This window comes from Streptomyces sp. NPDC001406, assembly GCF_042895285.1.
Classification (GTDB): domain Bacteria; phylum Actinomycetota; class Actinomycetes; order Streptomycetales; family Streptomycetaceae; genus Streptomyces.
This window is the reverse complement of the sequence record NZ_JBIAWG010000007.1, coordinates 53,705-78,015: the sequence shown is the minus strand read 5'-3', so window position 1 is coordinate 78,015 and position 24,311 is coordinate 53,705. Positions and strand designations below refer to the sequence as shown.

22 protein-coding genes are annotated in these 24,311 nt (G+C 71.2%); 8 read left to right on the top strand and 14 right to left on the bottom strand.

Annotation, left to right across the window (positions count from 1 at the left end; translation table 11 throughout):
- Nucleotides 1-17: 17 nt before the first annotated feature.
- Complete coding sequence (locus ACFY1J_RS18170; RefSeq protein ID WP_390712226.1) at nt 18-1,442, bottom strand: xylan 1,4-beta-xylosidase; 1,425 nt, start codon at nt 1,440-1,442, stop codon at nt 18-20.
- Between the two features lie 110 nt (nt 1,443-1,552).
- Here ACFY1J_RS18170 and ACFY1J_RS18165 point away from each other — a divergent pair, with 110 nt between their 5' ends.
- Both ACFY1J_RS18165 and ACFY1J_RS18160 read left to right on the top strand, forming a co-directional pair.
- Nucleotides 1,553-2,647: a DUF5925 domain-containing protein gene (locus ACFY1J_RS18165; RefSeq protein WP_390712225.1), complete on the top strand. Its 1,095-nt coding sequence runs from the start codon at nt 1,553-1,555 to the stop codon at nt 2,645-2,647.
- Between the two features lie 36 nt (nt 2,648-2,683).
- Nucleotides 2,684-3,454, top strand: coding sequence for a DUF72 domain-containing protein (locus ACFY1J_RS18160; RefSeq protein ID WP_390731520.1), 771 nt, complete (start codon nt 2,684-2,686; stop codon nt 3,452-3,454).
- A 237-nt stretch (nt 3,455-3,691) separates the two neighbouring features.
- On the opposite strand, the gene ACFY1J_RS18155 is transcribed toward ACFY1J_RS18160, so the two are convergent.
- Nucleotides 3,692-4,063: a GntR family transcriptional regulator gene (locus ACFY1J_RS18155; RefSeq protein ID WP_390712223.1), complete on the bottom strand. Its 372-nt coding sequence runs from the start codon at nt 4,061-4,063 to the stop codon at nt 3,692-3,694.
- Nucleotides 4,064-4,135: 72 nt separating this feature from the next.
- On the opposite strand from ACFY1J_RS18155, the gene ACFY1J_RS18150 reads away from it, so the two are divergent.
- Together ACFY1J_RS18150 and ACFY1J_RS18145 are read left to right on the top strand one after the other, a co-directional pair.
- Nucleotides 4,136-5,065 carry a GNAT family N-acetyltransferase gene (locus ACFY1J_RS18150; protein ID WP_390712222.1) on the top strand — a complete coding sequence of 310 codons (930 nt, stop codon included), beginning with the start codon at nt 4,136-4,138 and terminating at the stop codon, nt 5,063-5,065.
- Nucleotides 5,046-5,549: a DUF402 domain-containing protein gene (locus tag ACFY1J_RS18145; protein WP_390712221.1), complete on the top strand. Its 504-nt coding sequence runs from the start codon at nt 5,046-5,048 to the stop codon at nt 5,547-5,549. Before ACFY1J_RS18150 ends, ACFY1J_RS18145 begins: the two co-directional genes overlap by 20 nt.
- A 47-nt stretch (nt 5,550-5,596) precedes the next feature.
- On the opposite strand, the gene ACFY1J_RS18140 is transcribed toward ACFY1J_RS18145, so the two are convergent.
- Complete coding sequence (locus ACFY1J_RS18140; RefSeq protein ID WP_390712220.1) at nt 5,597-6,250, bottom strand: class I SAM-dependent methyltransferase; 654 nt, start codon at nt 6,248-6,250, stop codon at nt 5,597-5,599.
- A 138-nt stretch (nt 6,251-6,388) separates the two neighbouring features.
- Here ACFY1J_RS18140 and ACFY1J_RS18135 point away from each other — a divergent pair, with 138 nt between their 5' ends.
- Complete coding sequence (locus tag ACFY1J_RS18135) at nt 6,389-6,526, top strand: hypothetical protein (RefSeq protein WP_363296593.1); 138 nt, start codon at nt 6,389-6,391, stop codon at nt 6,524-6,526.
- A 13-nt stretch (nt 6,527-6,539) separates the two neighbouring features.
- On the opposite strand, the gene ACFY1J_RS18130 is transcribed toward ACFY1J_RS18135, so the two are convergent.
- Nucleotides 6,540-6,989 (bottom strand): GNAT family N-acetyltransferase, encoded by a 450-nt coding sequence (locus tag ACFY1J_RS18130; RefSeq protein ID WP_390712219.1) that lies wholly within the window; start codon nt 6,987-6,989, stop codon nt 6,540-6,542.
- 179 nt (nt 6,990-7,168) lie between these two features.
- Here ACFY1J_RS18130 and ACFY1J_RS18125 point away from each other — a divergent pair, with 179 nt between their 5' ends.
- Nucleotides 7,169-8,173: a lytic polysaccharide monooxygenase gene (locus tag ACFY1J_RS18125; protein ID WP_390731519.1), complete on the top strand. Its 1,005-nt coding sequence runs from the start codon at nt 7,169-7,171 to the stop codon at nt 8,171-8,173.
- 53 nt (nt 8,174-8,226) lie between these two features.
- Here ACFY1J_RS18125 and ACFY1J_RS18120 read toward each other — a convergent pair whose 3' ends face one another.
- Together ACFY1J_RS18120 and ACFY1J_RS18115 are read right to left on the bottom strand one after the other, a co-directional pair.
- A complete protein-coding gene (locus ACFY1J_RS18120; protein WP_390712217.1) occupies nt 8,227-9,087 on the bottom strand; it encodes an esterase/lipase family protein in 861 nt (286 codons plus the stop codon).
- Between the two features lie 173 nt (nt 9,088-9,260).
- Nucleotides 9,261-9,707 (bottom strand): MarR family winged helix-turn-helix transcriptional regulator, encoded by a 447-nt coding sequence (locus tag ACFY1J_RS18115; protein ID WP_390712216.1) that lies wholly within the window; start codon nt 9,705-9,707, stop codon nt 9,261-9,263.
- An 83-nt stretch (nt 9,708-9,790) separates the two neighbouring features.
- Here ACFY1J_RS18115 and ACFY1J_RS18110 point away from each other — a divergent pair, with 83 nt between their 5' ends.
- On the top strand, nt 9,791-10,165 hold the full coding sequence (locus tag ACFY1J_RS18110) for a cupin domain-containing protein (protein WP_390731518.1): 375 nt from the start codon (nt 9,791-9,793) through the stop codon (nt 10,163-10,165).
- A gap of 16 nt (nt 10,166-10,181) precedes the next feature.
- On the opposite strand, the gene ACFY1J_RS18105 is transcribed toward ACFY1J_RS18110, so the two are convergent.
- From ACFY1J_RS18105 to ACFY1J_RS18080, 6 genes are all read right to left on the bottom strand, one after another.
- A complete protein-coding gene (locus ACFY1J_RS18105; RefSeq protein ID WP_390712214.1) occupies nt 10,182-11,195 on the bottom strand; it encodes a hypothetical protein in 1,014 nt (337 codons plus the stop codon).
- Nucleotides 11,192-14,644 (bottom strand): DNA polymerase III subunit alpha, encoded by a 3,453-nt coding sequence (locus ACFY1J_RS18100; RefSeq protein WP_390731517.1) that lies wholly within the window; start codon nt 14,642-14,644, stop codon nt 11,192-11,194. The genes ACFY1J_RS18105 and ACFY1J_RS18100 overlap by 4 nt, the downstream gene beginning before the upstream one ends.
- 995 nt (nt 14,645-15,639) lie before the next feature.
- A complete protein-coding gene (locus ACFY1J_RS18095) occupies nt 15,640-16,719 on the bottom strand; it encodes a S1 family peptidase (protein WP_390731516.1) in 1,080 nt (359 codons plus the stop codon).
- Nucleotides 16,720-16,951: 232 nt separating this feature from the next.
- Complete coding sequence (locus ACFY1J_RS18090) at nt 16,952-17,752, bottom strand: slipin family protein (protein ID WP_390712211.1); 801 nt, start codon at nt 17,750-17,752, stop codon at nt 16,952-16,954.
- 131 nt (nt 17,753-17,883) lie between these two features.
- Nucleotides 17,884-18,783: a S1 family peptidase gene (locus tag ACFY1J_RS18085; RefSeq protein ID WP_390731515.1), complete on the bottom strand. Its 900-nt coding sequence runs from the start codon at nt 18,781-18,783 to the stop codon at nt 17,884-17,886.
- Nucleotides 18,784-19,136: 353 nt separating this feature from the next.
- Nucleotides 19,137-20,348, bottom strand: coding sequence for a DUF5685 family protein (locus ACFY1J_RS18080; protein WP_390731514.1), 1,212 nt, complete (start codon nt 20,346-20,348; stop codon nt 19,137-19,139).
- 311 nt (nt 20,349-20,659) lie between these two features.
- Here ACFY1J_RS18080 and ACFY1J_RS18075 point away from each other — a divergent pair, with 311 nt between their 5' ends.
- Nucleotides 20,660-21,100, top strand: a complete 441-nt coding sequence (locus ACFY1J_RS18075; RefSeq protein ID WP_263207075.1) for a cell division protein SepF — start codon at nt 20,660-20,662, stop codon at nt 21,098-21,100.
- 43 nt (nt 21,101-21,143) lie between these two features.
- Here the strand turns inward: ACFY1J_RS18075 and ACFY1J_RS18070 are convergent, their stop codons facing one another.
- Both ACFY1J_RS18070 and ACFY1J_RS18065 read right to left on the bottom strand, forming a co-directional pair.
- Nucleotides 21,144-22,334 carry an acyl-CoA dehydrogenase family protein gene (locus ACFY1J_RS18070; protein ID WP_390712208.1) on the bottom strand — a complete coding sequence of 397 codons (1,191 nt, stop codon included), beginning with the start codon at nt 22,332-22,334 and terminating at the stop codon, nt 21,144-21,146.
- Between the two features lie 220 nt (nt 22,335-22,554).
- Nucleotides 22,555-24,165: an MFS transporter gene (locus tag ACFY1J_RS18065; RefSeq protein WP_390712207.1), complete on the bottom strand. Its 1,611-nt coding sequence runs from the start codon at nt 24,163-24,165 to the stop codon at nt 22,555-22,557.
- Nucleotides 24,166-24,311 lie beyond the last annotated feature (146 nt).

Here is a 24,311-nt window from a genome sequence, read left to right as displayed (position 1 = left end):
CGAAGTGGCTCGCCGGGTTAGCGGGCGAGCCACTTCACCTCGTACGCATGCATGTCGAACCGCTTCCCGTCGACCTGCGCGCTGATGGTCCGGTCGAGTGTGTTGACCACGAGGACGGTCTTGTCACTGGCCAGCACGCGGACATTGGGCACGTCGTCCTTGGCGACGGACACGGTCTCGTACCGGGTGCCCGGCCCGAATGCCTTGCCGAACCTCGACACCAGGTCGTACATGGGCAGCTGCTTGCCCCCGTCCGCGCCGTCGGTCGGCGTCCACAGGCAGCCGGCGCAGTCGGTGCCCTTCTTCTCCTCCGGGTTCCAGTAGAAGCCGGAGTCGGCGCCGCCCTTGACCATGGCGATCATTCCGGTGGCCTGGACGGCGACGCGGTGGGTCTCGGACCAGCCCTTGCGGTCGTCGTTGCCGTCGGCGGGCTCGACGTAGTACTCGGCCCACCACAGGGGCAGGTCGTGGGTCTGCCGGCGCACCCACTCGCTCACCGCCGTGAGCTTGTCGGTGGCGGCGAACTCGTCGGGCAGCATGTCGTCGTCGTTGGTGTAGCTGGAGCCGTCGACAACCACGAAGTCGGCGCCGGCCTTGTGCGTGTTCCAGTAGTCGAAGGCGTCGAGGACCCGCTGGTCCATGGCTCCCCAGGCACCCCGGAAGGTCGTGGCGGCGTCCTGGGTCTGACGTGGGTCGACGCTGTCCATGACCAGGTACGGCCCGCCGACCATGATGTCCTTGTTCACCTTCTTCAGGGCCTTGTACACGAGGTTGTACATCGTGGTGTAGCCCTCGTAGTCCCAGCGCCCCTTGCCGTTGTTCCAGAAGCCCTTGAACTCGTTCCAGACGATGAAGTGGCGTACGTCCGGATAGCGCCTGGCGACGGTCGCGGCGAGGTCGGCGAAGTCCTGGTAGTGGTCGGGGGTCGGCGCCGTCTCCAGGGCGGCCTGGCTCCAGTCGGTGTTGCCGACACCGGCCTTGCCGCCCTTCATCCAGTCCGGGGAGCAGCACAGCGTGACGACCGGGGTGGCGCCGGACTTGCGCATGAAGTCGATACGGCGGTCCATCGCGCCGAAGTCGTATCGCCCCTTCACCGGCTCCGGGTTGTCCGCGCCCCAGCCCATGATGTGCTGGTTCTGCGGCAGCCCGCCGTTCTTGGCCAGCAGTTCCTCGACGCGCCGGGTGGCGGAGTCGCTGCCCTCGTCGGCGCTGTACTGGGTGTGGGTGAAGCCCCAGCCGACGTACGGGTCGGTCGGGTGGGGCGGGGTGGCCGGTGTGCCGTGCACCTTGTCGCCGTCGCGGGTGGTGCCCGCGGTGCTCGCGCCTTTGCCGGGGAGCGTGTTGATCAGGGTCACCACGAGGGCCAGCGCGGCCATTCCCACGCCGAGCAGGGCGGTGAGCCGCCACCGCCGATTCCCCGAATTCCACCCATGACGTCCCATCAAGGACAACAGTAATGGCGAATTTCGTGTACGGGGGAGGTGTTGGGAACACCGGGAACAAGCGGCGGAAATGCAGTGCACGGAGCGCGTCGGTGCCGGATCATGGCGGCATGTCTGCGAACCCACACGACGCTCTGCCGATCCGGCTCAACGTCGACGACTCCGACTCGCCGTCCGACGTCGTCGACGCGCTGTTCCTCGGCCGCTTCGCGACGGGCGAGCAACCCTACTCGCACGCGGTCAACATCGACCGGGTGCGCTCCGGCGCGAGCCTGCTGCCGCAGGACGCCCGGGTGCTGCGTGTGGCCCGCGACGACGACCGCAGCGCGACGCTGGCCGAGGGGGACGGCTGGACACTCCTCGTCTCCCGGTGGAACCGGGGCGCGGACGTCACGGTGACCGCGACCACCGCCGAGCTGGCGAAGAAGGTCGTCGACCAGGCCACGGACGGCGCGGCGGACGAGCCCGAGCCGCAGCCGGAGAACGTGACCATGGGCTTTTGGTACGTGTCGCCGAGGCGCGGCCCGCACCGCACGACCCGCCAGATCTCCGCGGGCACCTGGGACGAGGTGCGGCCCAACTACACCGCGCCGGTGGCGGAGGCCATGGAGCGCCTGATGAAGACGACCCCGGAGGACATCGCGGGCCGCCTTCTGCTGCTGCACGGTCCGCCGGGCACCGGCAAGACCTCGGCCCTGCGCACGCTGGCCCGCTCCTGGCGGGACTGGTGCCAGGTGGACTGTGTGCTGGACCCCGAGCGGCTGTTCTCCGACGTCGGCTATCTGATGGACATCGCGATCGGCGAGGAGGACGCGGCGGGCAAGGGACGCTGGCGGCTGCTTCTGCTGGAGGACTGCGACGAACTGATCCGCGGCGAGGCCAAGCACACGGCGGGACAGGCGCTGTCGCGGCTGCTGAACCTGACCGACGGCCTGCTGGGCCAGGGCCGCAACGTGCTGGTCGGGGTCACCACCAACGAGGACCTGGAGCGCCTCCACCCGGCCGTGGTCCGTCCCGGCCGCTGCCTGGCCCGGATCGAGGTGGGCCCGCTGACCCGCCGGGAGTCGGTGGCCTGGCTGGGCCGGGAGGACGGCGTGGGCCGGGAGGGCGCGACGCTGGCGGAGCTGTACGCGCTGCGCAGGGGCACGTCGCCGACGTCGGTGCCGGGGGCGCGGGACGGGGCGGACGCGGGGCTGTATCTGTAGGAGGCCCCCGCTGCCGGCCGGTGCTTTGATGGACGTATGACCCTGTATGTCGGCACATCCGGGTGGCAGTACAAGGACTGGCGGGGTGTCCTGTATCCCGCCGAGGTGCCGGTGCGGCTGTGGCTGGAGGAGTACGCGGAGCACTTCGCCACGGTGGAGATCAACAACGCGTTCTACCGGCTGCCGACGCGGGAGAACTTCGAGGCCTGGCGGGACCGGCTGCCGGACGACTTCGTGGTGGCGGTGAAGGCGAGCCGGTACCTCACGCACATCAAGCGGCTGAAGGACCCGGCGGAACCGGTGGAGCGTCTGATGTCGCATGCGGCCGGCCTGGGCGCCCGCCTCGGCCCGGTCCTCCTCCAGCTGCCGCCGACCCTGCGCGTCGACCCCGCTCTGCTGGACGCCTGCCTCGCCTGCTTCCCGTCCGGCACACGGGTCGCGGTCGAGCCCCGCCACGATTCGTGGTGGACGGCCGACATCCGCGAGGTCCTGGAGTCCCGGGGCGCCGCGCTGTGCTGGGCCGATGTGCAGGCCCACCCGGTGACCCCGCTGTGGCGCACCACGGACTGGGGCTACGTCCGCTTCCACGAGGGCCGCGCCCGGCCGTGGCCGCGCTACGGCCGCCGCTCCCTGGAAACCTGGGTCGACCGCATCGCGACGACCTGGTCCGACGACCACGACGTCTACACGTACTTCAACAACGACCCCGGCGGCGCGGCGGTGGAGGACGCGCGGACCTTCGGCAGACTGGCGACAGGCGCGGACCTGACGGCAACCCGCACACCGGAACTCGGCGCACACCGCTGAACGTCGACCGCTGCGCCGACGTCGGCGTGGGCGAGGCCGCTCGGGGAAGCCTCGCTGACGGACCAGGTCGCCGCGGTGGCTGCGGCCGGGCGAGGCCGCCGGACTGGAGCGGAAGTGCTCGAGGCGGCTGTGAAGCCTGCGGCGGCGGGCCGGAAGTGGCGGAAAGTGGCCGCTGCTCGATCTCCGCCACAATGGCACTCAGCCACAAGGACGCATCCCGGCGGTGCCGAACCCGCCTCACCCCTCCCCGAAAGCCGCCCGCAGGGCATCCCGCACGGCGGCCAGAGCCGCCTCCTCGTCCAACCCGAGCCGCCGAACACGCTCGACGTAAGCCTGAGCAGCCGACGCCGCCTCACGCACCGCGGCCGAGCCGGCGGCAGCCACGAACGTGCCGTTGCGTCCCCGGGTCTCGATCACCCCGTCCGACTCCAGCGCCCGGTACGCCTTGGCCACCGTGTTCACCGCGAGCCCCAGCGACTCGGCCAGCCCCCGTACGGTCGGCAGCCGATATCCCACCGGCAGCGCACCCGACCGCGCCTGCTCGGAAATCCGCGCCCGCACCTGCTCGTACGGCGGCGCGCTGTCGTCGATGTGGATCTTCAAGGTCACGGGGCCGATTGTCCCGCACCCACCGGAAAATGAGAGGCATCCCGACACGGCTCCCGCATACCGTGCGGCCCCATGACAGTGATCGTGCGGGACCTGCGTCCCGAAGTCCAGGCCGATGCAGAGGGCTTCGCCCACGTCCGGCACCTCGCCCTCCCCTTCTTCCTCGTCACTCCCGGCTCCATCGCCTACGACATCACCCACGCCCACCCCGAGGCCCACTTCCGCCCCCTCGTCGCGGAGGAGGACGGCGAGATCATCGGCACGGCCCAGGTCGGGATCGCCTACGACAGCCCCCACCCCGGCCAGGGCTATCTGAACGTGTACACGAACCCGGAGCGGACGCGCCGCGGCGCCGGGGCGCTCCTGGTGCGGGCGGCCGAGGAGCACCTGGCCGCGCACGGGGCGACGAAACTCTTCGCCTGGGTCCTGGACGAGCCCGGCAACCGCTCCTTCGCCGAGCGGCGCGGCTATCGCGCGAGCCGTTCCGCGCACTTCCTGCGCCTCGACCTGGCACACGGCGCCCTGCCGCCGCGCCAGGACCTCCCGCCGGGCGTCGAGCTGCGTACGGGCGCCGACTTCGCGGACGACCCGCGCCCGCTGTTCGCCCTGGACGCGGAGACGCTGGCCGACGAACCGAGCGACATCGACCACGAGTTCACGGACTACGAGGCCTGGCTCCAGGAGACGTGGAGCCACCCGCTGTTCAGCCCCGAGCTGACGTCGGTCGCCGTCGTCGAGGGCCGACCCGTCGCGTTCAGCGCGGCCCGCACGGACGGCGGCACCCGGTACGGAACCGTCATGACCGGCACGGCCCGCGCCTTCCGCGGCCGGGGCCTGGCCAAGCTCGCCAAGAACGACTCCCTGCACCGCGCCCGCGCCGCCGGGTACACGGAGGCGTTCACGGGCAACGACACCGGCAACGGTCCGATGCTCGCGATCAACAAGTGGTTCGGGTACGAGGTCTGTGCGACGGAGGTGCACCATGTCCGCGAACTCGGCTGAGCGGGCGACCGTCGTGGAGGTCGTGCTCGTCAAGGGCGGCCGTACGAAGATCCGTTACCCGGCGGAGCTGCTCCGCGACGACGGCGTGCGCGTGTCCGTGCGGGCCCCCTGGGCGGGCGAGGGCGTGCGCGACTTCGGCTTTGTGCGCTTCGAGCCGGGTGATGTGTTCACCGAGCACTACTGGCGCGACCGCTGGTACTCCGTGAAGGAGGTCCGCGCCGGTGACGGCACGATCAAGGGCTGGTACTGCGACATCACCCGGCCCGCGACGCTCTCCGGCACGGACCTGGTCGTCGAGGACCTCGACCTGGACCTATGGCGCTCCGCCGACGGCACGGACGTACGACGCCTGGACGAGGACGAGTTCGCCGAGAGCGGTCTGGCACAGACGGACCCGCGGGCCGCCGCTGCCGCCCTGGCCGCCCTCGACGAACTGGAGTCACTGGCACGTGAGGGCGGCTTCGAGGCCCTGACGCGGCCCTGAAGTCTGACGCGGCGCCGACGGCCCGATCCGGCACCGGGCAGGGCGGCTCATGTCGTCACCACCACGGCGTACCGCTCGTCGTCCACCCGCCTTCCCCACAGCCGTGCGTCCTCCGACAGCCGCTCCACGCGCACATGCCCGGCGAGCGGTTCCAGGAGGCCGACGAGCCGGTCGGCGGGTATGCCGACCGGGGTGACCGTCCCCCACACGCCCTCGACCAGCACGAGCCGCCCTCCCTCACTGCCGAAAGCGCGGGAGGTACCCCCAGGCCGCAGCAGCCCCCGCCAGTGCCGCAGAGCACGGGCGGGGTCGGGCAGCGTCCACAGCACATGCCGTACCAGCACGACGTCGTAACGCTGCTCCCCCACCGGAGGTGCCGCCGCGTCACCGACCAGGAACACCGCGTCACGCCCGGCGAGCTTGGCGCGGGCCCGCTCCACCATGGGCGCGGACAGGTCGACGCCGGTCACGCGGTGTCCCCGCTCGGCGGCGAGGAGCGACAGGCTGCCCGTGCCGCAGCCGAGGTCGAGGACGTCGGCGGGGCGGCCGGGGAGCCAGGCGCTGAGCCTTTCCGCCCAGGCCGCGCGCACCTCGGGGTCGCGCAGGCCGTGGTCCGGCTCGTCGTCGAAGGCGGCCGCCTCGGCGTCCCAGTCGATCGCGTCCGCACCCACCGCAGCCGTTCGGTCACTCTCGTTCGTCATGGCCCCAGAGTGACACCCGCCACTGACAGTCGAATCGTGACAGCGGCCACTGACAGACCGGGACCGATGAGGAACTCTCGCCGAAAGCGTCTACCTCCGTGAGACCGCGGGCCTCGGTAGGCACTGAAGGAGGCAGCCATGCGCCGCACCACCGTGCAGAAGCCCCTGAAGAGGACCGACAACAGCCGCCGGCACCGCGACGAGGTCGACGAGCGCCCCGCGGGACGCCCCGAGGTGCGGAAGGACATCGCACGCACCTGGTGGCCCGACGGCTGACGCCCAAGGCGCCTCACTCCAGTCGCTTGCGGTAGTGGAAGCGGTCGTACGGACCGTCGACGCGGCGCTCCACCACCTCGTATCCGAACCTCGGATAGATCTTCTGGTTCTCCCACATCATCGCGTTCGTATAGAGCCTGACCTCGGGCAGACCCAGCGCACGCGCGCGTGCGTCCACGAACTCCAGCAGCCGCCGTCCCACTCCCCTGCCATGCGCATCGGGGTGGACGGCGATGCTGTCGAGGAACAGATGGTCCTCGTGCGCCTCGACCACGACGAGGCCGATCACGGGCTCGCCCGTCACGTACACCCGCCCCGCGGCGACGTCCGCCGCGTGGTCCGCCCGCATGGGCCCGGGAACCACCCCGATGCGCTCGATGTAGTGGTGGTACGCCGCGTCGGTCACGGACTTCACGGCGGCCACATCGGCGGCCGTGGCCGGCCGGATCTCGTCGTTCTCCATGCCGCGCACGCTACCTATCTCAGCGCAGCCTGAGCACTCCCTTAACGGCACCATAAGGATCTCCATCACCCGCTTCCAGCAGGCGATTCCGCGGTTCCTTGCGGCTAGTTTCGGATCGCCCCCCACGGGATCCCCCACCTGGATCCGCCCCGCACCGAGGACCGTCCGAGGAGTTCCCCATGCCCGCACGCCGCAAGGCCGCCGCTGTCGCCGCCCTCGGTCTGGCCCCGCTCGCGCTGACCGCCCTCGCCGCCGCGCCCGCCTCGGCGCACGGTTCGATGGGCGACCCGGTGAGCCGGGTGTCGCAGTGCTACGCGGAGGGTCCGGAGAGCCCGAAGTCCGCGGCCTGCAGGGCGGCGGTCGCGGCCGGCGGCACCCAGGCGCTCTACGACTGGAACGGCATCCGGATCGGTGACGCGAACGGGCGGCACCAGCAGCTGATCCCGGACGGCAAGCTGTGCAGCGCGAACAACGACGAGTTCAAGGGGCTCGACCTGGCCCGCGCCGACTGGCCGGCGACGAGCGTGCGCAGGGGGTCGTACACCTTCAAGTACCGCGTGACCGCCCCGCACAGGGGCACCTTCAAGGTCTATGTCACCAAGCCCGGTTACGACCCGTCGAAGCCGCTCGGCTGGGGCGACCTGGATCTGACGCACCCAGTGGCGACGGCGACGAACCCGGTCGCCTCGGGCGGCTTCTACACGTTCTCGGGCACCCTCCCCGAGCGCTCCGGCCGACAGCTTCTGTACGCGGTCTGGCAGCGTTCGGACAGCCCGGAGGCGTTCTACTCCTGCTCGGACGTGGCCTTCGGCGGCGGAACGGACGGCGGGAAGGGCGGTGGGAGCAACGGTGGCGGTACGGCCGGCAACGCCACCCCGGCGCCGACCGCCTCCGCGCCCTCGGAGGAGCAGATCACGGCCGGTGCCGACAAGTCGACGATCGAGCACCACGGTCACGGGGACGACGACGCCGGTACGTCGGCGGAGCCCACGGCACGCGCCGAGGCCGGCCCGGCCAACGCGCCAGAGGCGGCGGGTACTTCCAAGGAACTCGCCGAGACCGGCGCCGACGGCAGCACGCCGTACCTGGCGATGGGGGGTGCGGCCGCCCTGGCGCTCGGGTCCGCCGCCGCGTTCGCCTCGATCCGGCGGCGTGCGATCAGCGGTGGCCGTGGCGGCCGCTGAACAAGGCTCCGGGGCCTGACCGGCGGCTCAGGCCGGACAAGCCCCGGCGAACGTCAGCTGAACACCGACGCGCAGGTGGTGGCGGTGGCGTGCGCCGGGTCGAGCGCGTTGGCCACTTCGTGGAAGGCGATGCGGTCGAAGAGCCCGATCGCCACGTGTTCGGAGAGGTCGAGCGGGCACAGGTCCTGGAGCAGGACGTTGTTGACGTCCGAGCCGCTCAGGTACTGGCTGCGCCAGGGCGTGGCCACCTCGTCGTACTTGGTGGCGATGACCGTGTAGTGCACTCCGGGGACGGTGTCGCCGCCCGCGTTGAGCCTGGTGAGGAAGTCGGAGCCGGCGATCTGGTCGGCGAGGCCGGGGGTGGTGGCCTTGATCAGGTCTTCGGCGCCCGGGAAGTACGGCAGCAGGTTGGTGAGGCCGTTCAGGTTCGTCCCGTGGTTGTCGGGGGCGAGGCCGACGAGGGCGTTCACCTTGGCGGCTCCGCCGAGGAACTTCAGGTAGTAGCGGGGCATCATGCCGCCCTGCGAGTGGCCGACGAGGTCGGCCTTGGCGGCTCCGGTGGCGGAGAGCACCTTGTCGACGTAGTCGGACAGTTGCTGTGCCGACTCGTCGATGGGGCCGAGGCCGTAGAAGAGCGGGACACCGGACAGTTGTCCGTAGTCGAGGGAGAAGACGCAGTACCCGCGGTCCTTCAGGTACGGTGCGAGGGACAGCCAGTTGTCGATGGAGTTGCCCAGGGTGCCGTGGACCAGCACGACGGGGCGGGGGTGGCTCGCGGACGGCTTGCAGGAGTAGTCGTTCCAACCGCTGGTCGGGGCGGTGGAGGCGTGGGCGGTGGCGGCGGGGACGGCGGCGACCGTGGCGGCCAGGAGCAGTGCGACGAGGGGTCTGGCGACTCTCTTCCAGGGCAGCATCGGGTGATCTCCTTGCGGCTCAAGGGAGTTGCGACGGCATGACGCCCTGTGATCCGGATCACGAAGGATGCTGTTCACTCGTCAAGTTACGGGCGAGTAGTGCAAGTGTGAAGTTACGCGTCAGTAAAAACTTCCAGTGGTAACCAGCGACGCGCCGGATCGCCGATGAACCGTCACCAAGCAGGCCTGACAGGACCGTAGGGCGCGATACGCACCAACCGGTCCCGCAACACGCGCACTTCACCTTCGCCCAGGAGTTCGACCCACGCCCCCACGGCCTCGGCGGCCGCCTCCTCCGCCGCCCGGGTGCAGGCCCAGCCACGCTCGGTGAGCACGATCAGCCGGGCGCGCGCGTCCGCGGGATGCGGGCGCCGCTCGGCGTACCCCTTGCGCACGATCTCGTCGACGAGCTGACTGGCCGCCTGCTTGGTCACCCCGAGATGCGCGGCGAGGTCGGTCACCGTGGCCCCGTCCGGGGCGAGCCGCGCGAAGGCGAAGCCATGGGCGGGCCGCAGCCCCTCGAAGCCACGGGCGACGACCCCGTCGTGAATGCGTTGCGTGAGCTCACCGGCGACGGCGAGCAGGGCGGCGGACAGGCCTATGGCTTCGGAGTTCTGCACGGAGGCATTGAAACACCCTTGACGAATTGGTCAAGCAGCTTGACCATGTAGTCAAGAAGCTTGACCAAACACCGGAGGTCGTCTTGCCCGTCGTCCGCTCGTCCGATGCCGTGACCCACGAGATCCACGGCGCCCGCTTCATCTCGTACGCCACTCCCCTCACCGGCAGCAAGGAGCTGTGCGCCTGGCGGGGCGAGATCCCGGCGGGGACCAAGGCCCCCGCCCACACCGTCACCCGTGAGGAGATATTCCATCTGCTGGTCGGCGACCTTCTGATCACGCTCGACGGCCACAGCGAGCGGATCGGCGCCGGCGACACGGTGATCGTCAACCCGGGCGTGGCCCTCGCCGTCGAGAACCCGACCGATCACACCGCGATCTCCTGGGTCACCACCTCCATCGGCCTGGAGGCGGAGCTGGCCGACGGCACCCTCATCACGCCGCCGTGGGCCAACTGACGCCCGGCCGAAGGGGTCACGCCGCCAGCGTCCCCGGCATCACCGCCCGTGGTCCGAACTTCGCTCGCACGCGGTCCGCGACCTCCTCGATACGGCGGACCCTCTCGTCCACGGGATCGAAGGTGAGCTGGTGGGAGGCCTGTGCGGCGGGGGTGAGGCCCTCCGCGCGCAGGACGAGCGCACGAACCCGGGCGCGCTGGAGGCCGAGCGCCTCGTACATGCCGTACGCGGTTTTCGTCAGCGCGGCGGAGTGCGCGGTCGGCTCCCCGAGGGTGCGGCTGCGGGTCGTCGAGGACCGGTCGGCATAGCGCACGGTGAGGGTCAGGGTGCGGCAGACCTTCTCCAGGGCGCGCAGCCTGGCGCCCAGTTCCTCGGCGGCCGAGAGCAGGGCACGGCGGTGCCGGTCGGGGTCCAGCTCGTCGAGGGGGAAGGGGCGTTCGGCGGCGAGGATGGGGGTCCCCCCTGCTCGAGCGCAGCCGAGAGCTTGGGGGAGGGAGACGGCGTTCGGCACGACCCGGCCGCGGTCGATGCCGTTCGCCTTCTCGTGCAGCTCACGGCCCGCCTTCGCGCCGACCAGGCGCTGGAGCGTGGACAGCGGCGCGGCGGCGACCCGGCCCAGGGTGTCGAGGCCGTACTCGCACAGGGTGCGGGCGGTGGCCGTGCCGACGCCGGGCAGCGCGGCCACGGGGCGGTCCGCGAGGAACTCCGCCATGGCGTCGGGGCCCTCGGGGACCGCGCGGGTCACCCCGGGCCGCGCGTCGCGCAGCGCCATGCGGGCCGTCATCGGACCCGGCCCGGCGCCGATCGTGCAGTCGACGCCGTACAGCGCGAGCGCACGGACGCGGATCACCGCCGCCAGCTCGACGGCGCTGCGGCCGAAGTAGCGCTCGGCGCCGCGCAGATCGGCCAGCGCCCCGTCCGGTGGCAGCGCCTCCACGACCGGGGTGAACTCCTCCAACAACCCGAGCAGCCCCGGCAGGGCCGCCTCGTACATCGGAGGCAGCTGGAAACGTACGCAGAGGATGGTCATCCCGCACTCCCCGGACTCTGGTGCCACAACTTCCGTATATGTGAGGGCTCTTGACCCGCGGGGCGGAGATCGGCCCATGGGTGCAGCTCGTATCCGGTGGGCAGCTGGATGCGGCGGCCGTGCGTCGGATCGCCGCCCGCCCCGTCCGGCACCGGCTCCGCGAGGCGGGCCGCCACCTCGTCGAGCCCGCCCTCGGCGCGCAGTTCGACGAGTTCGGCGAGGTTCCAGGCGGCGGCGCCCACCACGCTGACGCTGCGCGGGCCGCGCCGCTGCACCACCCCGCGCACCAGCAGCAGCCAGGAGTGGAAGACGGTGTGCGCGCAGGCGTCGTGGGAGTCGTCGAAGAAGGCGAGGTCGACCAGTCCGGTGCCGTCGTCCAGCGTGGTGAAGATGACCCGCTTGCCGGACCGGATCGGCGGGGTCTGGGTGGCCGCTTTGGCGCCCGCGACCAGCACCGTCTCGCCGTGTCCGGCCTCGCGCAGCCGGCGTGCCGACACCACGCCCAGCTCCTTCAGGAACTCCCGGTGGTCGTCCATCAGATTGCGCGAGGCGTCCATGGACAGCACGCCGAGTTCGGCGCTGAGCTTCTCCGCCGAGGTGAGGTCGGGCAGTCCGGCCGGGGCAGTCTTCCGTCCGCCCGCCAGCGGGAGCTGGCCGCCGCCGGCACCCCGGGCACCCCGGTGCAGCTCGGTCAGGTGAAGTTGCAGATCACGGCGGTTGGCGCCGAAGGCGTCCAGCGCGCCGACCTGGGCGAGCCGCCCGGCCAGTGGCCTGCTCGGTCGTGCCCGCTGCCAGAAGTCCAGCAGGGAGGCGTACGGCTGTCCGTCCGCGATCCGCGCCGCTTCGGCCTCACTGATGCCGTACACATCGGAGAGGGCGAGCCGGAGGCCCCACACGGCAGGCGATTCAGCCGATTCAGACACCAGTTCGATACGGTGGGCGACCGCGGACCGGTTCACGTCCAGCGGCAGGATCGGCACCCCGCGCCGGCGCGCGTCCGCCAGCAGCAGCCGCTTCGGGTACATCCCGGGGTCGTGCGTGAGCAGTCCCGCGTAGAAGGCGGCCGGGTGATGCGCCTTCAGCCAGGCCGACTGGTACGTCGGTACGGCGAAGGCGACCGCGTGCGCCTTGCAGAAGCCGTACGAGCCGAAGGCCTCGATGATCTCCCAGGTCCGCTGAATCGTTTCCGCGTCGTATCCGTGCGCCGCCGCGTGCTGGGCGAACCAGAACCGGATCCGCCCCTGCGACTCCGGGTCGGACAGCCCGCGCCGCACCCGGTCCGCCTCGCCGCGACCGCAGCCGGTCATGATGTCGACGATGTCGATGATCTGCTCGTGGAAGACCACGACCCCATAGGTGTCCCGCAGCGGCTCCGCCAGGTCCGGGTGCGGGAAGCGGACCGGCGCCCGCCCGTGCCGCGCCTCGATGAACGGCCGCACCATGTCGGCGGCGACCGGACCGGGCCGGAAGAGGGAGATGTCGACGACCAGGTCGTGGAAGGTGGCCGGCTGCAGTCGCCCCACCAGGTCCCGCTGGCCGGGCGACTCGATCTGGAAGCAGCCCAGCGTCTCGGTGGACCGGATGAGCGCGTACGTCGCCGGGTCGCCCGGCGCCACCGCGTCCAGGTCGATCCGCTCCCCGGTCGCCCGCTCCACCTCGGCGACCGCGTGTGCCATCGCCGACTGCATCCGCACCCCGAGCACATCGAGCTTGAGCAGCCCGAGGTCCTCCACGTCCTCCTTGTCGAACTGCGACATGGGGAACCCCTCGCCGCTGGTCGGTACGACCGGCGTACGGGAGAGGAGGGAGGCGTCGGAGAGCAGCACCCCGCACGGGTGCATGGCGATGCCGCGCGGGAGGGCGTCGAGGGACTCGACCAGTTCCCAGAGCCGCCCGTACCGCTCCCCCTCCCCCGCCAGCTGCCTGAGTTCGGGCAGCTCCTCCAGCGCCGCGCGGGCGTCGCGGGCGCGGATGTGCGGGAAGGACTTGGCGATACGGTCGATCTCGGCCGGATCCATGGACAGGGCCGCACCCACGTCACGGATCGCATGGCGGACCCGGTACGTCTCCGGCATGGAGACGGTCGCGACCCGCTCGGTGCCGAACCGACCGATGATCGCCCGGTAGACCTCCAGCCGGCGCGCCGACTCCACGTCGATGTCGATGTCGGGCAGCACGACCCGCTCCTTCGACAGGAAGCGCTCCATCAGCAGCCCGTGCTCGACCGGATCGGCGTGTGCGATGCCGAGGAGATGGTTGACGAGGGAGCCCGCGCCGGAGCCGCGCGCGGCGACCCGGATGCCCATCTCCCGTACGTCGTCCACCACCTGGGCGACGGTGAGGAAGTAGGAGGCGAAGCCGTGGTGGGCGATGATGTCCAGCTCCCGGTGCATCCGCTCCCAGTAGGCACGGTCTCCGGCGTGGCCGCGCAGCACCATCCCCGCCGCCGCCCGTGAGGCCAGCGCCCGCTGGGCGGTGCGGCGGCCGGCGCCGACGAGGTGCGGCTCGGGGAAGTGGACGGTGCCGATGCCCAGGTCGTCCTCGGGGTCGACCAGGCACTCGGCGGCCGTCGCCCGCGTCTGCTCCAGCAGGCGGTGGGCGGTGTCGCGCCGGTAGCCCGCGGCCTCCACGATCCGTTCGGCCGCCCCGAGCATGGCGCCCGCGTCCTTGAGCCAGGCCTCGCCGGAGTCCAGTTCCTTGGCCGGGTCGATCGGGACGAGTCGGCGGGCGGCGTCCAGGACGTCGGCGACCGGGCCCTGGCCGGGGTCGGCGTACCGGACGGCGTTGCTGAGCACCGGCCGGATCCGCTGTTCGGCGGCGAAGCCGACGGTGCGGGCGGCCAGGCGCAGGGAGCCGGGGCCGGTGCCCTGGCGGCCGTGCCAGACGGTCTCCAGACGCAGGGCGTCGCCGTAGATCTCGCGCCAGGGGGCGAGCAGCCGGGCCGCGCGGTCCGGGCGCCCGGCGGCGAGGGCACGGCCGACGTCGGAGGCGGGGCCGAGCAGGACGGTCAGGCCGTCGGCGTGGTTGCCGGACCAGGGCAGGAGGGGGGTGCCCTCGGCATCGGCGGCATGGGCGGCGGTGACCAGGCGGCACAGGTCGGCCCAGCCGCGGGCGCCGTCCCGGGCGAGGAAGGTCGCGCGGGGAGTCGACTCGTCGACGAAGGCACCGCCGCGCACGGGAGTACGGCGCCTTTCCCGTCGTACGGACGCGTCCTCGTCGCGCACCCGCGCGGGCGCCTCCACGGCCAGCTCCACCCCGAACAACGGGCGGACGCCGGCCTTCGCACAGGCCTTGGCGAAGCGGACCGTGCCGGAGAGGGTGTCGCGGTCGGTGAGGGCGAGGGCGTCCATGCCCCGCTCGGAGGCGCGCTCGGCGAGACGCTCCGGGTGTGAGGCTCCGTATCTCAGGGAGAACCCGGAGACGGTGTGCAGATGCGTGAAGCCCGGCACACGCACCTCCCGCACTCGTGAGCCCCTACCGGCTCTCGAACATCAGTTCCCTAATCCCCTACCCACCATACCCTCAATTCCGAACACCTGTGCGACATCCACTCCAGCGCGTCCCACCTGCGCAAACGCCGACCGACTGGGGGCGCGGGGACGGCAGGGACGGGGGGGCCGGTGAGCTGGGCACGGCGCGGTCCGGACGCCGTACGGCCGATGTCGGGGACGGGGTCGGGCGGGGTGCGTTCGGTGGCGGCGGGACGTGGGTGACCGGACGGCGGAGGTCGACCCAGCCGCGATCGGCGTACGGCAGAGGTCGGCCCAGCCGCGATCGCCGTCCCGTCGGTGAGGGCGCTGCGCGACGCACGGGCCGGGGTGGCTTGCGCGGCCCCAAGACCGTCGCGGAATTCCCCGCGGACCGGCCCCGTGGCCGCATTGCCCGGCGGCGCCACGGGCGGCGGTGCCACGGTCGGCTGCCACGGTCGGCTGCCACGGTCACGCCCGCGCCCTGTGCGACTCCGCCAAGGCCCGCCTCATCGGCCATCGCCATCGCCGCGCCCGGCCCGCCTTTACACCTGGCCGCCACAGCTGCCCGCCTCGCGGTTCGCGGCTCGTCCCACGCACGGCGGCTGCCGAGGCGACGGCCCGGGGCGGATCCCGGGCCGGGACATCAGTGGCGGGCGGATCACCCGCGACGGCCACTGGGCCCGCGATCCCGTGGGCCCACTGACCTGTACCTCGGGCGCGCCGCGCGGTCGGTTCGCCCCTTGTGCGCCCCCTGCCTCACCCCAGGGCTTCGGCGGAACGTCGGTCTTTCACCCCGGCCGTGGGCCGGTGCCGGCCGCCTGTGCCCCTTCGGGCCGACCCTCGGCGCCGCCCCGTGCGGATACGGCAGCGCGGCGGGCGCTGCCCAACCGACCCCCAGGGCCCCCAGGGAACCGCACACGAAAGTCCCGCCCCTCCTGTGTGGGGCGGGACCTCCTGGGAGTTCGCGGTGTGGGTCAGCCGATCTGGGTGCCCGTCGCGGACAGTGCCTCCGTGACCGGCTGGAAGAAGGTCTCCCCGCCGGAGGTGCAGTCGCCGCTGCCGCCGGAGGTCAGACCGATCGCGTTGCTGCCCGAGAAGAGGGAGCCGCCGCTGTCGCCGGGCTCGGCGCAGACGTCGGTCTGGATGAGACCGCTGACCGTGCCCTCCGAGTAGTTCACGGTGGCGTTCAGACCGGTGACCTTGCCCTCGTGCACCTGGGTCGTCGAGCCGCTGCGCGTGACCTGCATGCCGACCGTGGCCTCGGCCGCGCCCGTGATCTTCTGGGTGGAGCCGTTGTAGAGGTCGACCTCGCTCGGGTGCTCGGTGTTCGAGGTGTACTTGACCAGACCGAAGTCGTCGCCCGGGAAGCTGGACTTCTCGTTCTTCCCGATCTCCTTGCCGGACGAGTCCGACCAGGTGGAGATGGACGCGGTGCAGTGCCCGGCGGTCAGGAAGTACGGCTGCCCGTCCTTGACCACGTTGAAGCCGAGCGAGCAGCGCCCGCCCGAGCCGGTGATCGCGTCACCGCCCGCGATGAAGGGCTTGAACTCCCCCTTCGACCGCTGGAGTTCGGCCATGCCGCCGAGCCCGTCGACCACCTTGGCCAGCTTGGTCCACTCCGTCTTCGAGACGGTCCTGTCCGCCCTGACGACGACCTTGTTGGTGACCGGGTCGGTCGCCCACGAGGTGCCGGGAATGGTCGCGTCCTGCTTCAGCGTCGTACGGGCGCCGTCGAGTTCGGCGAGGGAGTTGGCGACGACTCTGGCCTTGGCCCCGGCCTCCTCGACGGTCTTCGCGGCGGCCTCGTCGAGCACGTTGACGACCAGGTTCTTCGTCTTCGTGTCGTAATACGTGCCCGCCGCGTCCGAACCGAGGTCGTCGACGAGTGTGGAGGCGAGCTTTCCGGCCGCCGGGGCCGACAGGGTCTCCGGCGCGGCGGCCTTGGCCGGCTCACTGGCGTTCGCACTCTGGAAGGTGACGCCCGCGGCGACCAGTGCGGTGATTCCCGCACCCGCCATGGCGATCCGGCGCCTGGGTATGCGTCGGTGCTTCAACTCATGTCCTCCTGTGGGGGGACGGCCCGGGCGGTTGTGGGGACCTTACGGGCCGGAAGGCTGGTTGACGGGCGCCTACTCTTCCGAACCCCACAGGGAGCGCACAAGGTCGAGTTCAGGACGCGCGTAGACGGGTGCCTCGCGCCCCTCCGCCTCGGACCACCCACGGCCACCACGGGAAAATTCGCACTGCAAACACTACGTGCGAGTAACTGATGAGCGGTCAGTGACATCAGCCCTGGCTGGAATTCGATCCTCCGGATGCCGGAGGCAGCTGCTGCGCCTTCTCCAGGAACCGCAGCAGCTCCACCGGGAACGGCAGCACCAGGGTGGAGTTCTTCTCGGCCGCCACCGCCACCACCGTCTGCAGCAGCCGCAGTTGCAGCGCGGCGGGCGTGTCCTGCATCTGCTGGGCCGCCTCCGCCAGCTTCTTCGACGCCTGCAACTCGGCGTCGGCATTGATGACCCGCGCCCGCCGCTCACGGTCGGCCTCGGCCTGCCGGGCCATGGACCGCTTCATGGTCTCGGGCAGCGACACGTCCTTGATCTCGACGCGGTCGATGGTGACACCCCACTCCACGGCCGGGCTGTCGATCATCAACTCAAGCCCCTGGTTGAGCTTTTCCCGGTTGGACAGCAGATCGTCCAGCTCGCTCTTGCCGATGATCGAGCGCAGGGAGGTCTGCGCCATCTGCGAGACCGCGAACCGGTAGTCCTCGACCCGGACGACCGCCTCGGCCGGCCCGGTCACCTTGAAGTAGACCACCGCGTCCACCCGCACCGTCACATTGTCCCGGGTGATGCCCTCCTGCGCGGGCACCGGCATCGTCACGACCTGCATGTTGACCTTCTGGAGCCGGTCCACGACGGGGACGATGAGGGTGAACCCCGGCCCACGGACCTCCGGACGGAGCTTGCCGAGCCGGAACACCACGCCCCGCTCGTACTGTTTGACGACCCGGGCCGCGGCCATCACATACACCGCTCCGGCGGCCACAAGGGTCGCTCCCGCCGCCACCAGCTCCTCGACCATGCCGGCCCCCAGGGGTCCGAAGTGGGAGTGTTCAGGAGAGCACTTCCTGTCCTTCGAAGGTAACTCCGCAACCCGGACAAGAGGGAGCCCCCGCACGCCGGTTGCGTGCGGGGACCAACGGAGCCGACCCGTCAGGGAAGGGTCACGCCGTAGTAGCTCAGTGCCTCGGTGACCGGCTGGAAGAAGGTCGTGCCGCCGGAGGTGCAGTTGCCGCTGCCGCCGGAGGTCAGACCGTAGGCCACGCTGCCCGCGTAGAGCGGACCGCCGCTGTCGCCGCCCTCGGCGCACACCGTGGTCTGGATCAGACCGTAGACGATGTCACCGCTGCCGTAGTTGACCGTGGCGTTCAGCGCGGTGACCCGGCCGCTGTGGGTGCCGGTGGTGGAGCCGCGCCGGTAGACGGTCGTGCCCACGGACGGGGTGGCCGCGCTGCTGATGGTCTGGCTGCCGACCGCGCTCGGGTGCGCGATCGAGGAGTTGGTGTAGCGCACCAGCGCGAAGTCGTTGCCCGGGAAGCTGTAACCGGTGTTCGTGCCCAGCACCGTGGCGTGGGACGAGTTGCTGTACCAGGTGGAGGCGACCTCACCGCAGTGACCGGCGGTCAGGAAGTAGTACGTGCTGCCTCGGTGCACGTTGAAGCCGAGCGAGCAGCGGTAGGAACCGCCGTAGATGGCGTCGCCGCCGGTGATGAGCTTGTTGAACTTGCCGGAGGTGTGCTTGATGGTGAGAGCCCCGGAGTCGGCCCCGGCCTGCCGCTTGATCTTGGCGATCTCGGCCTTGGAGACGGTGCTGTCGACGGTGACGACGACCCGGTTGGTCTTGCTGTCCACCGCCCAGGCCGTGCCGGCCACGTCGGCCTTCAGGACGGAGTCGCTCGCCTTGGTGAGCTGGGTGGCGCTGAACGTGTGGGCGTCACTCGCGCTTGCCGTGGGGGCGGCGAACGCGGCTGCGGCCACGAATCCGGAGACCAGGGCGATGAACCGGGTCCGTCTCGCGATACCGCTGTGGGGAGTGGTGCGCTTGATCCTCACTTTTCGTTCCCTCCCAGGGGAAGTCGGGGGCCCGCGTGGGGTCGGGGCCCGTGAGGCGCAGCCAGGGAGAGCGCCCGGGTTTCGAACACACAGTGCCCTGACAAGCGCTGAAGGGGAGTATTCGGTCGAACGACCGGTCGGCGCAAGGGCTCCTTTCGGCCGTGCGACCGTGTGCGATCTGTGCGAACTTTGTGCGATCCCGGGGTGGTCTGGGGGAGATGACTGTCCGTCACAATACCGGCGCACGGCCGTGTCCCCGTCGAGCGACCAGCGGCCGGGGATGTCCAAAAGTCAACCATTCCGATGGACATACGGTCCTGACACTCCCCCAGTCACGGCGGCGCGCTCTCGCGTCACACCCCGCAGTCGCAGCACGAGCAGCACTCGCAGCATTCACAGCACTCGCATGCCTCGCAGCATGAGCAGTCGCAGTCGCAATTGCCGCACCAGCCCTCGCGCTTCCTGCGCGACCAGGCACCCTCGTACTCGTCGGCGCAGCACACCTTGCAGGTGCAGCACAGCCCGAGGGCCGCCGCGCACCCGGCCCACAAGCCCCGCTTGTCCGGGCGCGGAGGCTCACCGCCGAAGGGGTTGCCGTAGGGGTTGCCCGGCGCCTGGGGCGCGTAGGGGCCCTGCGGCGACCCGAAGGAGGCCTCGGGCGCGTGCCCGCACGACGTGGTCCCGAACGCCCGGTCCACCGAGCGCCCCAGCTCGTGCACGAGCAGCAGATGCGCCAGCTTGCCGTCGACGAACTCCACCTCGCGCAGGGCGAGCCGGATGCCGTGCAGCGCGTCGTCGGCAAGCCGGCGGGCCTCGGTGAGGGAGGTACCGGTCGCGGTGAGCGGGTTCCAGGCGCCGGACGCGGCGTCGGCCTCCCGGTCCTCCACGGCATCCAGGAGGTGCGCCAGCCGCCCGAAGAGGCGCCCGGCCTCGGCGAGCGGCGCGGCGTTGCCCGGCCGCCCGGCCAGCACCGCGGTGTGGGCGAAGGCGGCGGCGGTCGCGGTCTCGGTCGGCTCGGTCACCGTCAGGACCGGCGTTCCCGGTCCCGCGAGGGCCTCGATGCCGACCTGCCGGTCGACGGCGTCGACGAGCAGGGCCGTGTCGAAGCCGACGGCGGACCCGCCGCGCGCGCCGGCCCGCCCCCAGTTGTCGGCCACCCGACGCGCGGCGAGCGCCACCGGCTTGCGGGCCAGCAGTCCGTCCCGGTCGGCGACATGATCGCGCACCTTGGCCGAGGCGAGCACCAGCGAGACGGCCGCCGCGAGCCGCGCGCCCTCACCCTGTGCGACGGAGGCGGTCCGCATACCGCGCAACGGGCAGGGTCCGGCCGTACGCCGCCACCCTCCGGCCGTCCCCGCCGCCCCGGCCGTGCCCGCCTTCCTGGCGTTCACGGCCTGAGCCTCCGTCAAAACCGATATGAGAAGCCCGTCATAGTTCGTCACGACGCGTGCGAACTGTCCGTGGTCACCACGCAGCGCGAGGCACAGCCCGCACAAGTGCGCCATCCACTGGGTCTTGAGGCTCTCCCCGAGCCGGTGGCTGCAGGGCCTGACGATTCCGAACACAACGATCCCCCGTGAGCTGTACGACGTTGAGCTGCGGCATCGTATCGACCGACTGTCATCTCGCAGCAGCCCCGCGACTCACCCAGACGCGCCATTCATCACCCGGACGCCACCGACAATAATATTTCACTCTCAGTCAGCAGCCGTATAGAGAACGACCCTTGGGGCACTTGGGCTCTCGACGGATGGGCTGTGCACCAGTACCGTCACAAACCCCCCGCGCGGCGTCTATCCACTTGGCGCGCCATCCGCATCATGGACGACCATAGGGATGCGAAAAGCAAGAAGGACCGCTGTGAGAGGAGGCGTCCATGGGATCGGTACGCAAAGCGAGTGCCTGGCTTGGCCTCGTCGACGACAACGACGACGAGCGTTACTACGACGACGACTACTCCGAAGGGACCGAGCAGCCCGGGGATGCCTGGGTCACCGACCCGCGGGTCAAGGTGGCCTCGGACGTCGCCGAGGAGAGGGGCCGCCGCATCGGCACGGTCACCCCGGACAGCTTCCGGGACGCGCGTGCCATCGGCGAGCTGTTCCGGGAGGGGGTCCCGGTCATCATGAACCTCACGGCGATGGAGCCGGCCGACGCCAAGCGCGTGGTCGACTTCGCGGCCGGACTGACCTTCGGCCTGCGCGGCACGATCGAGCGGGTCGCCACCCGCGTCTTCCTGCTGACGCCGGCGAACACGGAGATCGTCAGCGGCGAGGCGTCGGCCCACCGCTCGGACGGCTTCTTCAACCAGAGCTGAGGCAGGGCCGCTCGCCGGCCCTGCCTCGGCCTGAGGGGCCGGGTCAGCGGAAGGCGTCGAGTCCGGTGAGTGCCTTGCCCAGCACGAGCTGGTGCATCTCGACGGTGCCCTCATAGGTGAGCACCGATTCGAGGTTGGTCGCGTGCCGCATGACGGGGTATTCGAGCGAGATCCCGTTGGCACCGAGGATCGTCCGCGCCGTACGGCAGATCTCGATCGCCTCCCGTACGTTGTTGAGCTTGCCGAAGCTGACCTGCTCGGGACGCAGGCGGCCGGCGTCCATGCGCCGCCCCAGATGATGGGCGAGCAGGATTCCCTTGTGCAGTTCGACCGCCATGTCGGCGAGTTTGGCCTGGGTGAGCTGGAAGCCCCCGATGGGCCGCCCGAACTGCTCCCGCGTCTTCGCGTATTCGACAGCCGCCTCGAAAGAGCTGCGGGCCGCGCCCATGGCTCCCCAGACGATGCCGTACCGGGCGTGCGAGAGACAGCTGAGCGGACCGCGCAGCCCTACGACCTCCGGGAGCACGGCGTCGGCGGGCAGCCGTACGTCGTCGAGGACGAGTTCGCTGGTGACACTGGCGCGCAGGGACCACTTGTGCTTGATCTCGGGCGCGGAGAATCCGGGGGCGTCGGTGGGCACGACGAAGCCGCGGATGCCGTCGTCGGTCTGCGCCCAGACGACGGCGACTCCCGCCACCGACCCGTTGGTGATCCACATCTTCCGCCCGTTGAGCACCCAGTCGCCGCCGTCGCGCTTGGCGTGGGTGCGCATGGAGGCGGGGTCGGAGCCGTGGTCGGGCTCGGTGAGCCCGAAGCAGCCGATGACCTCGCCGGCGGCCATACGGGGCAGCCACTGCTGCTTCTGCTCTTCGCTCCCGAACCGGTGAATGGCGTACATGGCGAGGGATCCCTGTACGGAGACGAGGGACCGGATGCCCGAGTCGGCGGCCTCCAACTCCAGACAGGCGAGTCCGTACTGCACGGCGGAGGCACCGGCGCAGCCGTATCCGTCGAGGGACATCCCGAGCGCCCCGATCCCACCGAGCTCGCGGGCCAGCTCCCTGATGCCGGGCAGCTCGCCCTTCTCGTACCAGTCGGCGATGTACGGCAGGACGCGGTCCGCGGCCCAGCTTCGCACGGTGTCCCGGATGGCGAGGTCCTCCGGGTCCAGCAGGTCGTCGATCCCGAGGGGGTCGGCGGGGTCGAACGGGGGCAACTTCGAGGACGCGGACATGGAACACCCTCCGGCACGAGATAAAAACTAGCACCGCTAGTCACGACTCATCCCAGACGTTACGACGCAACCAACCGAACGTCCAGTCCACACTCTCCCACCCTCTGTGAGAACCCCCACGGGAAAGGCCGGCCTCTCAGCCGACTGTCACGGGCGGTGCGCGGGTGGGAGAACACAACCCACGCACGGACAGCCGCAAACGGCGAACAACCCCCCAGCGCTACGCCGAGACGCGCGTCCTCGCCGGCTCCCTGGGCGCCGGCACCTCAACGGCTGCCGCCGCCTCCTCCTCGCACTGCATGACCCGCGGCAACCGCACCGCCATCACCGCCCCGAGCAGCAACAACCCCGCGCTCACCAGCAACGTGACATGCAGACCATGCACAAAGGAGTCCCGCGCCGCCCGGCGCAGAGCCACCCCGGCCGACCCCCCGAGCCGCGCGGCGACGCCGTACGCCTCCCCCAGCGAATGCCCCGCCGCCGCGGACGCCGACGCCGGCACACCCGGCACCGCAGCGAGCCCGGGCGCGTACGCCGCGTTCATCACGCTCCCGAGAAGCGCGATCCCGATCCCCGCCCCCAGCTGGTACGAGGTCTCCCCGATCGCCGCCGCCCCACCGGCCTGCTCCGCGGGCGCCTCGCTCAGCATCGACTCGTACGCCCCGAAGAGCGTCGTCTCCAGCCCGAAGCCGAGCACGACGAAACCGGCCAGCAGTAGCCCCGTGTTGTCCTCGCCGCCCATTGCCGTCAGCGTCAGCACCCCCGCGGCGGTGAGGAGGAACCCGAAGCACACCATCCGCCGCGGCCCGAACCGGCGCAGCATGCGCGCGCCCGCGAGCCCCGCAGCCATCGCCGCGATCGTCAGCGGCAGCAGCCGCAGTCCCGTCTCCAGCGGCGACAGCCCGAGCACCAACTGCAGATACTGCGCCGCGATCAGCTCCAGGCCCACCAGCGCGAGCATCGCCAGCACGATGCACCCCACCGACGTGCTGAACGCCGGCCGCGCGAACATCCGCAGATCCACCAGCGGATGCGGGCGCCGTCGCTGACGGCGGACGAACAGCGTCATCAGCAGCGCGCCGAGAACCAGCGGCACCAGCGTGAACACGCTCGCCACCGGCTCCCCGCCGCCGAGCCGCTTCACACCCAGCACCAGAGCGAACAGCCCGGCCGCCGCCGTCAGCGCGCCGACCACGTCCCAGGGGCCGTTGCGCTCGCCCCTCGACTCGGGCAGCAGCAGTCGGCCCACCGGCAGGCTGACCAGCATCAGGGGGATGTTCACCAGGAACACCGAGCCCCACCAGAAGTGTTCGAGCAGGAAGCCGCCGAGCAGCGGACCGACCGCCGCGCCGACCGCCGCGACCGCGCTCCAGATGCCGATCGCCAGCGCCCGCTCCCGCCGGTCGGGAAAGACCTGGCGCAGGATCGACAGCGTGGCGGGCATGATCATCGCGCCGCCGACGCCGAGCAGCGCGCGGGCCAGAATCAGTACATGGGCACTCGGCGCGACGGCCGCCACGGCGGATGCGACGCCGAACAGGGCGTACCCGAGAAGGAGAATCCGTCTGCGGCCCACCCGGTCGCCGAGCGTGCCGAAGAGGATCAGCAGCGACGCGCAGATAAGCGGATAGGCGTCGACGATCCAGAGCAGTTCTATGGCACCGGGCCTGAGGTCCTCGGTGACCGCGGGCACGGCCACGTGCAGCACGGTCGCGTCGAGGGCGACCAGGAGCAGGCTGACGCAGAGGACGACGAGGACGACCCAGCGGTTGGCACGCACCCCGGCCGTCCGACGGCGCAGCCGAACGGCAGCCGTGGTCGTCCCGGACATGCACGTACCTCCCAGATGAACCCCTCGCGTGCGGCGGATCGGCGGGTGGGGACTACCCGTCGTACGGCCGGCGAGGAGCGGTGTCTCCGGCCTGCGCATACCAACGCGAGTGACACGTCAGCGTACGCGAGTTCGTTCCGGCTGAG

What these genes read in the sequence shown, in the direction of transcription:
- ACFY1J_RS18170 (WP_390712226.1), bottom strand. Translation starts at nt 1,442, where the DNA reads ATGGGACGTCATGGGTGGAATTCGGGGAATCGGCGGTGGCGGCTCACC.
- ACFY1J_RS18165 (WP_390712225.1), top strand. Translation starts at nt 1,553, where the DNA reads ATGTCTGCGAACCCACACGACGCTCTGCCGATCCGGCTCAACGTCGAC.
- ACFY1J_RS18160 (WP_390731520.1), top strand. Translation starts at nt 2,684, where the DNA reads ATGACCCTGTATGTCGGCACATCCGGGTGGCAGTACAAGGACTGGCGG.
- ACFY1J_RS18150 (WP_390712222.1), top strand. Translation starts at nt 4,136, where the DNA reads ATGACAGTGATCGTGCGGGACCTGCGTCCCGAAGTCCAGGCCGATGCA.
- ACFY1J_RS18145 (WP_390712221.1), top strand. Translation starts at nt 5,046, where the DNA reads ATGTCCGCGAACTCGGCTGAGCGGGCGACCGTCGTGGAGGTCGTGCTC.
- ACFY1J_RS18140 (WP_390712220.1), bottom strand. Translation starts at nt 6,250, where the DNA reads ATGACGAACGAGAGTGACCGAACGGCTGCGGTGGGTGCGGACGCGATC.
- ACFY1J_RS18135 (WP_363296593.1), top strand. Translation starts at nt 6,389, where the DNA reads ATGCGCCGCACCACCGTGCAGAAGCCCCTGAAGAGGACCGACAACAGC.
- ACFY1J_RS18130 (WP_390712219.1), bottom strand. Translation starts at nt 6,989, where the DNA reads ATGGAGAACGACGAGATCCGGCCGGCCACGGCCGCCGATGTGGCCGCC.
- ACFY1J_RS18125 (WP_390731519.1), top strand. Translation starts at nt 7,169, where the DNA reads ATGCCCGCACGCCGCAAGGCCGCCGCTGTCGCCGCCCTCGGTCTGGCC.
- ACFY1J_RS18120 (WP_390712217.1), bottom strand. Translation starts at nt 9,087, where the DNA reads ATGCTGCCCTGGAAGAGAGTCGCCAGACCCCTCGTCGCACTGCTCCTG.
- ACFY1J_RS18105 (WP_390712214.1), bottom strand. Translation starts at nt 11,195, where the DNA reads ATGACCATCCTCTGCGTACGTTTCCAGCTGCCTCCGATGTACGAGGCG.
- ACFY1J_RS18090 (WP_390712211.1), bottom strand. Translation starts at nt 17,752, where the DNA reads ATGGTCGAGGAGCTGGTGGCGGCGGGAGCGACCCTTGTGGCCGCCGGA.
- ACFY1J_RS18075 (WP_263207075.1), top strand. Translation starts at nt 20,660, where the DNA reads ATGGGATCGGTACGCAAAGCGAGTGCCTGGCTTGGCCTCGTCGACGAC.
- ACFY1J_RS18070 (WP_390712208.1), bottom strand. Translation starts at nt 22,334, where the DNA reads ATGTCCGCGTCCTCGAAGTTGCCCCCGTTCGACCCCGCCGACCCCCTC.
- ACFY1J_RS18065 (WP_390712207.1), bottom strand. Translation starts at nt 24,165, where the DNA reads ATGTCCGGGACGACCACGGCTGCCGTTCGGCTGCGCCGTCGGACGGCC.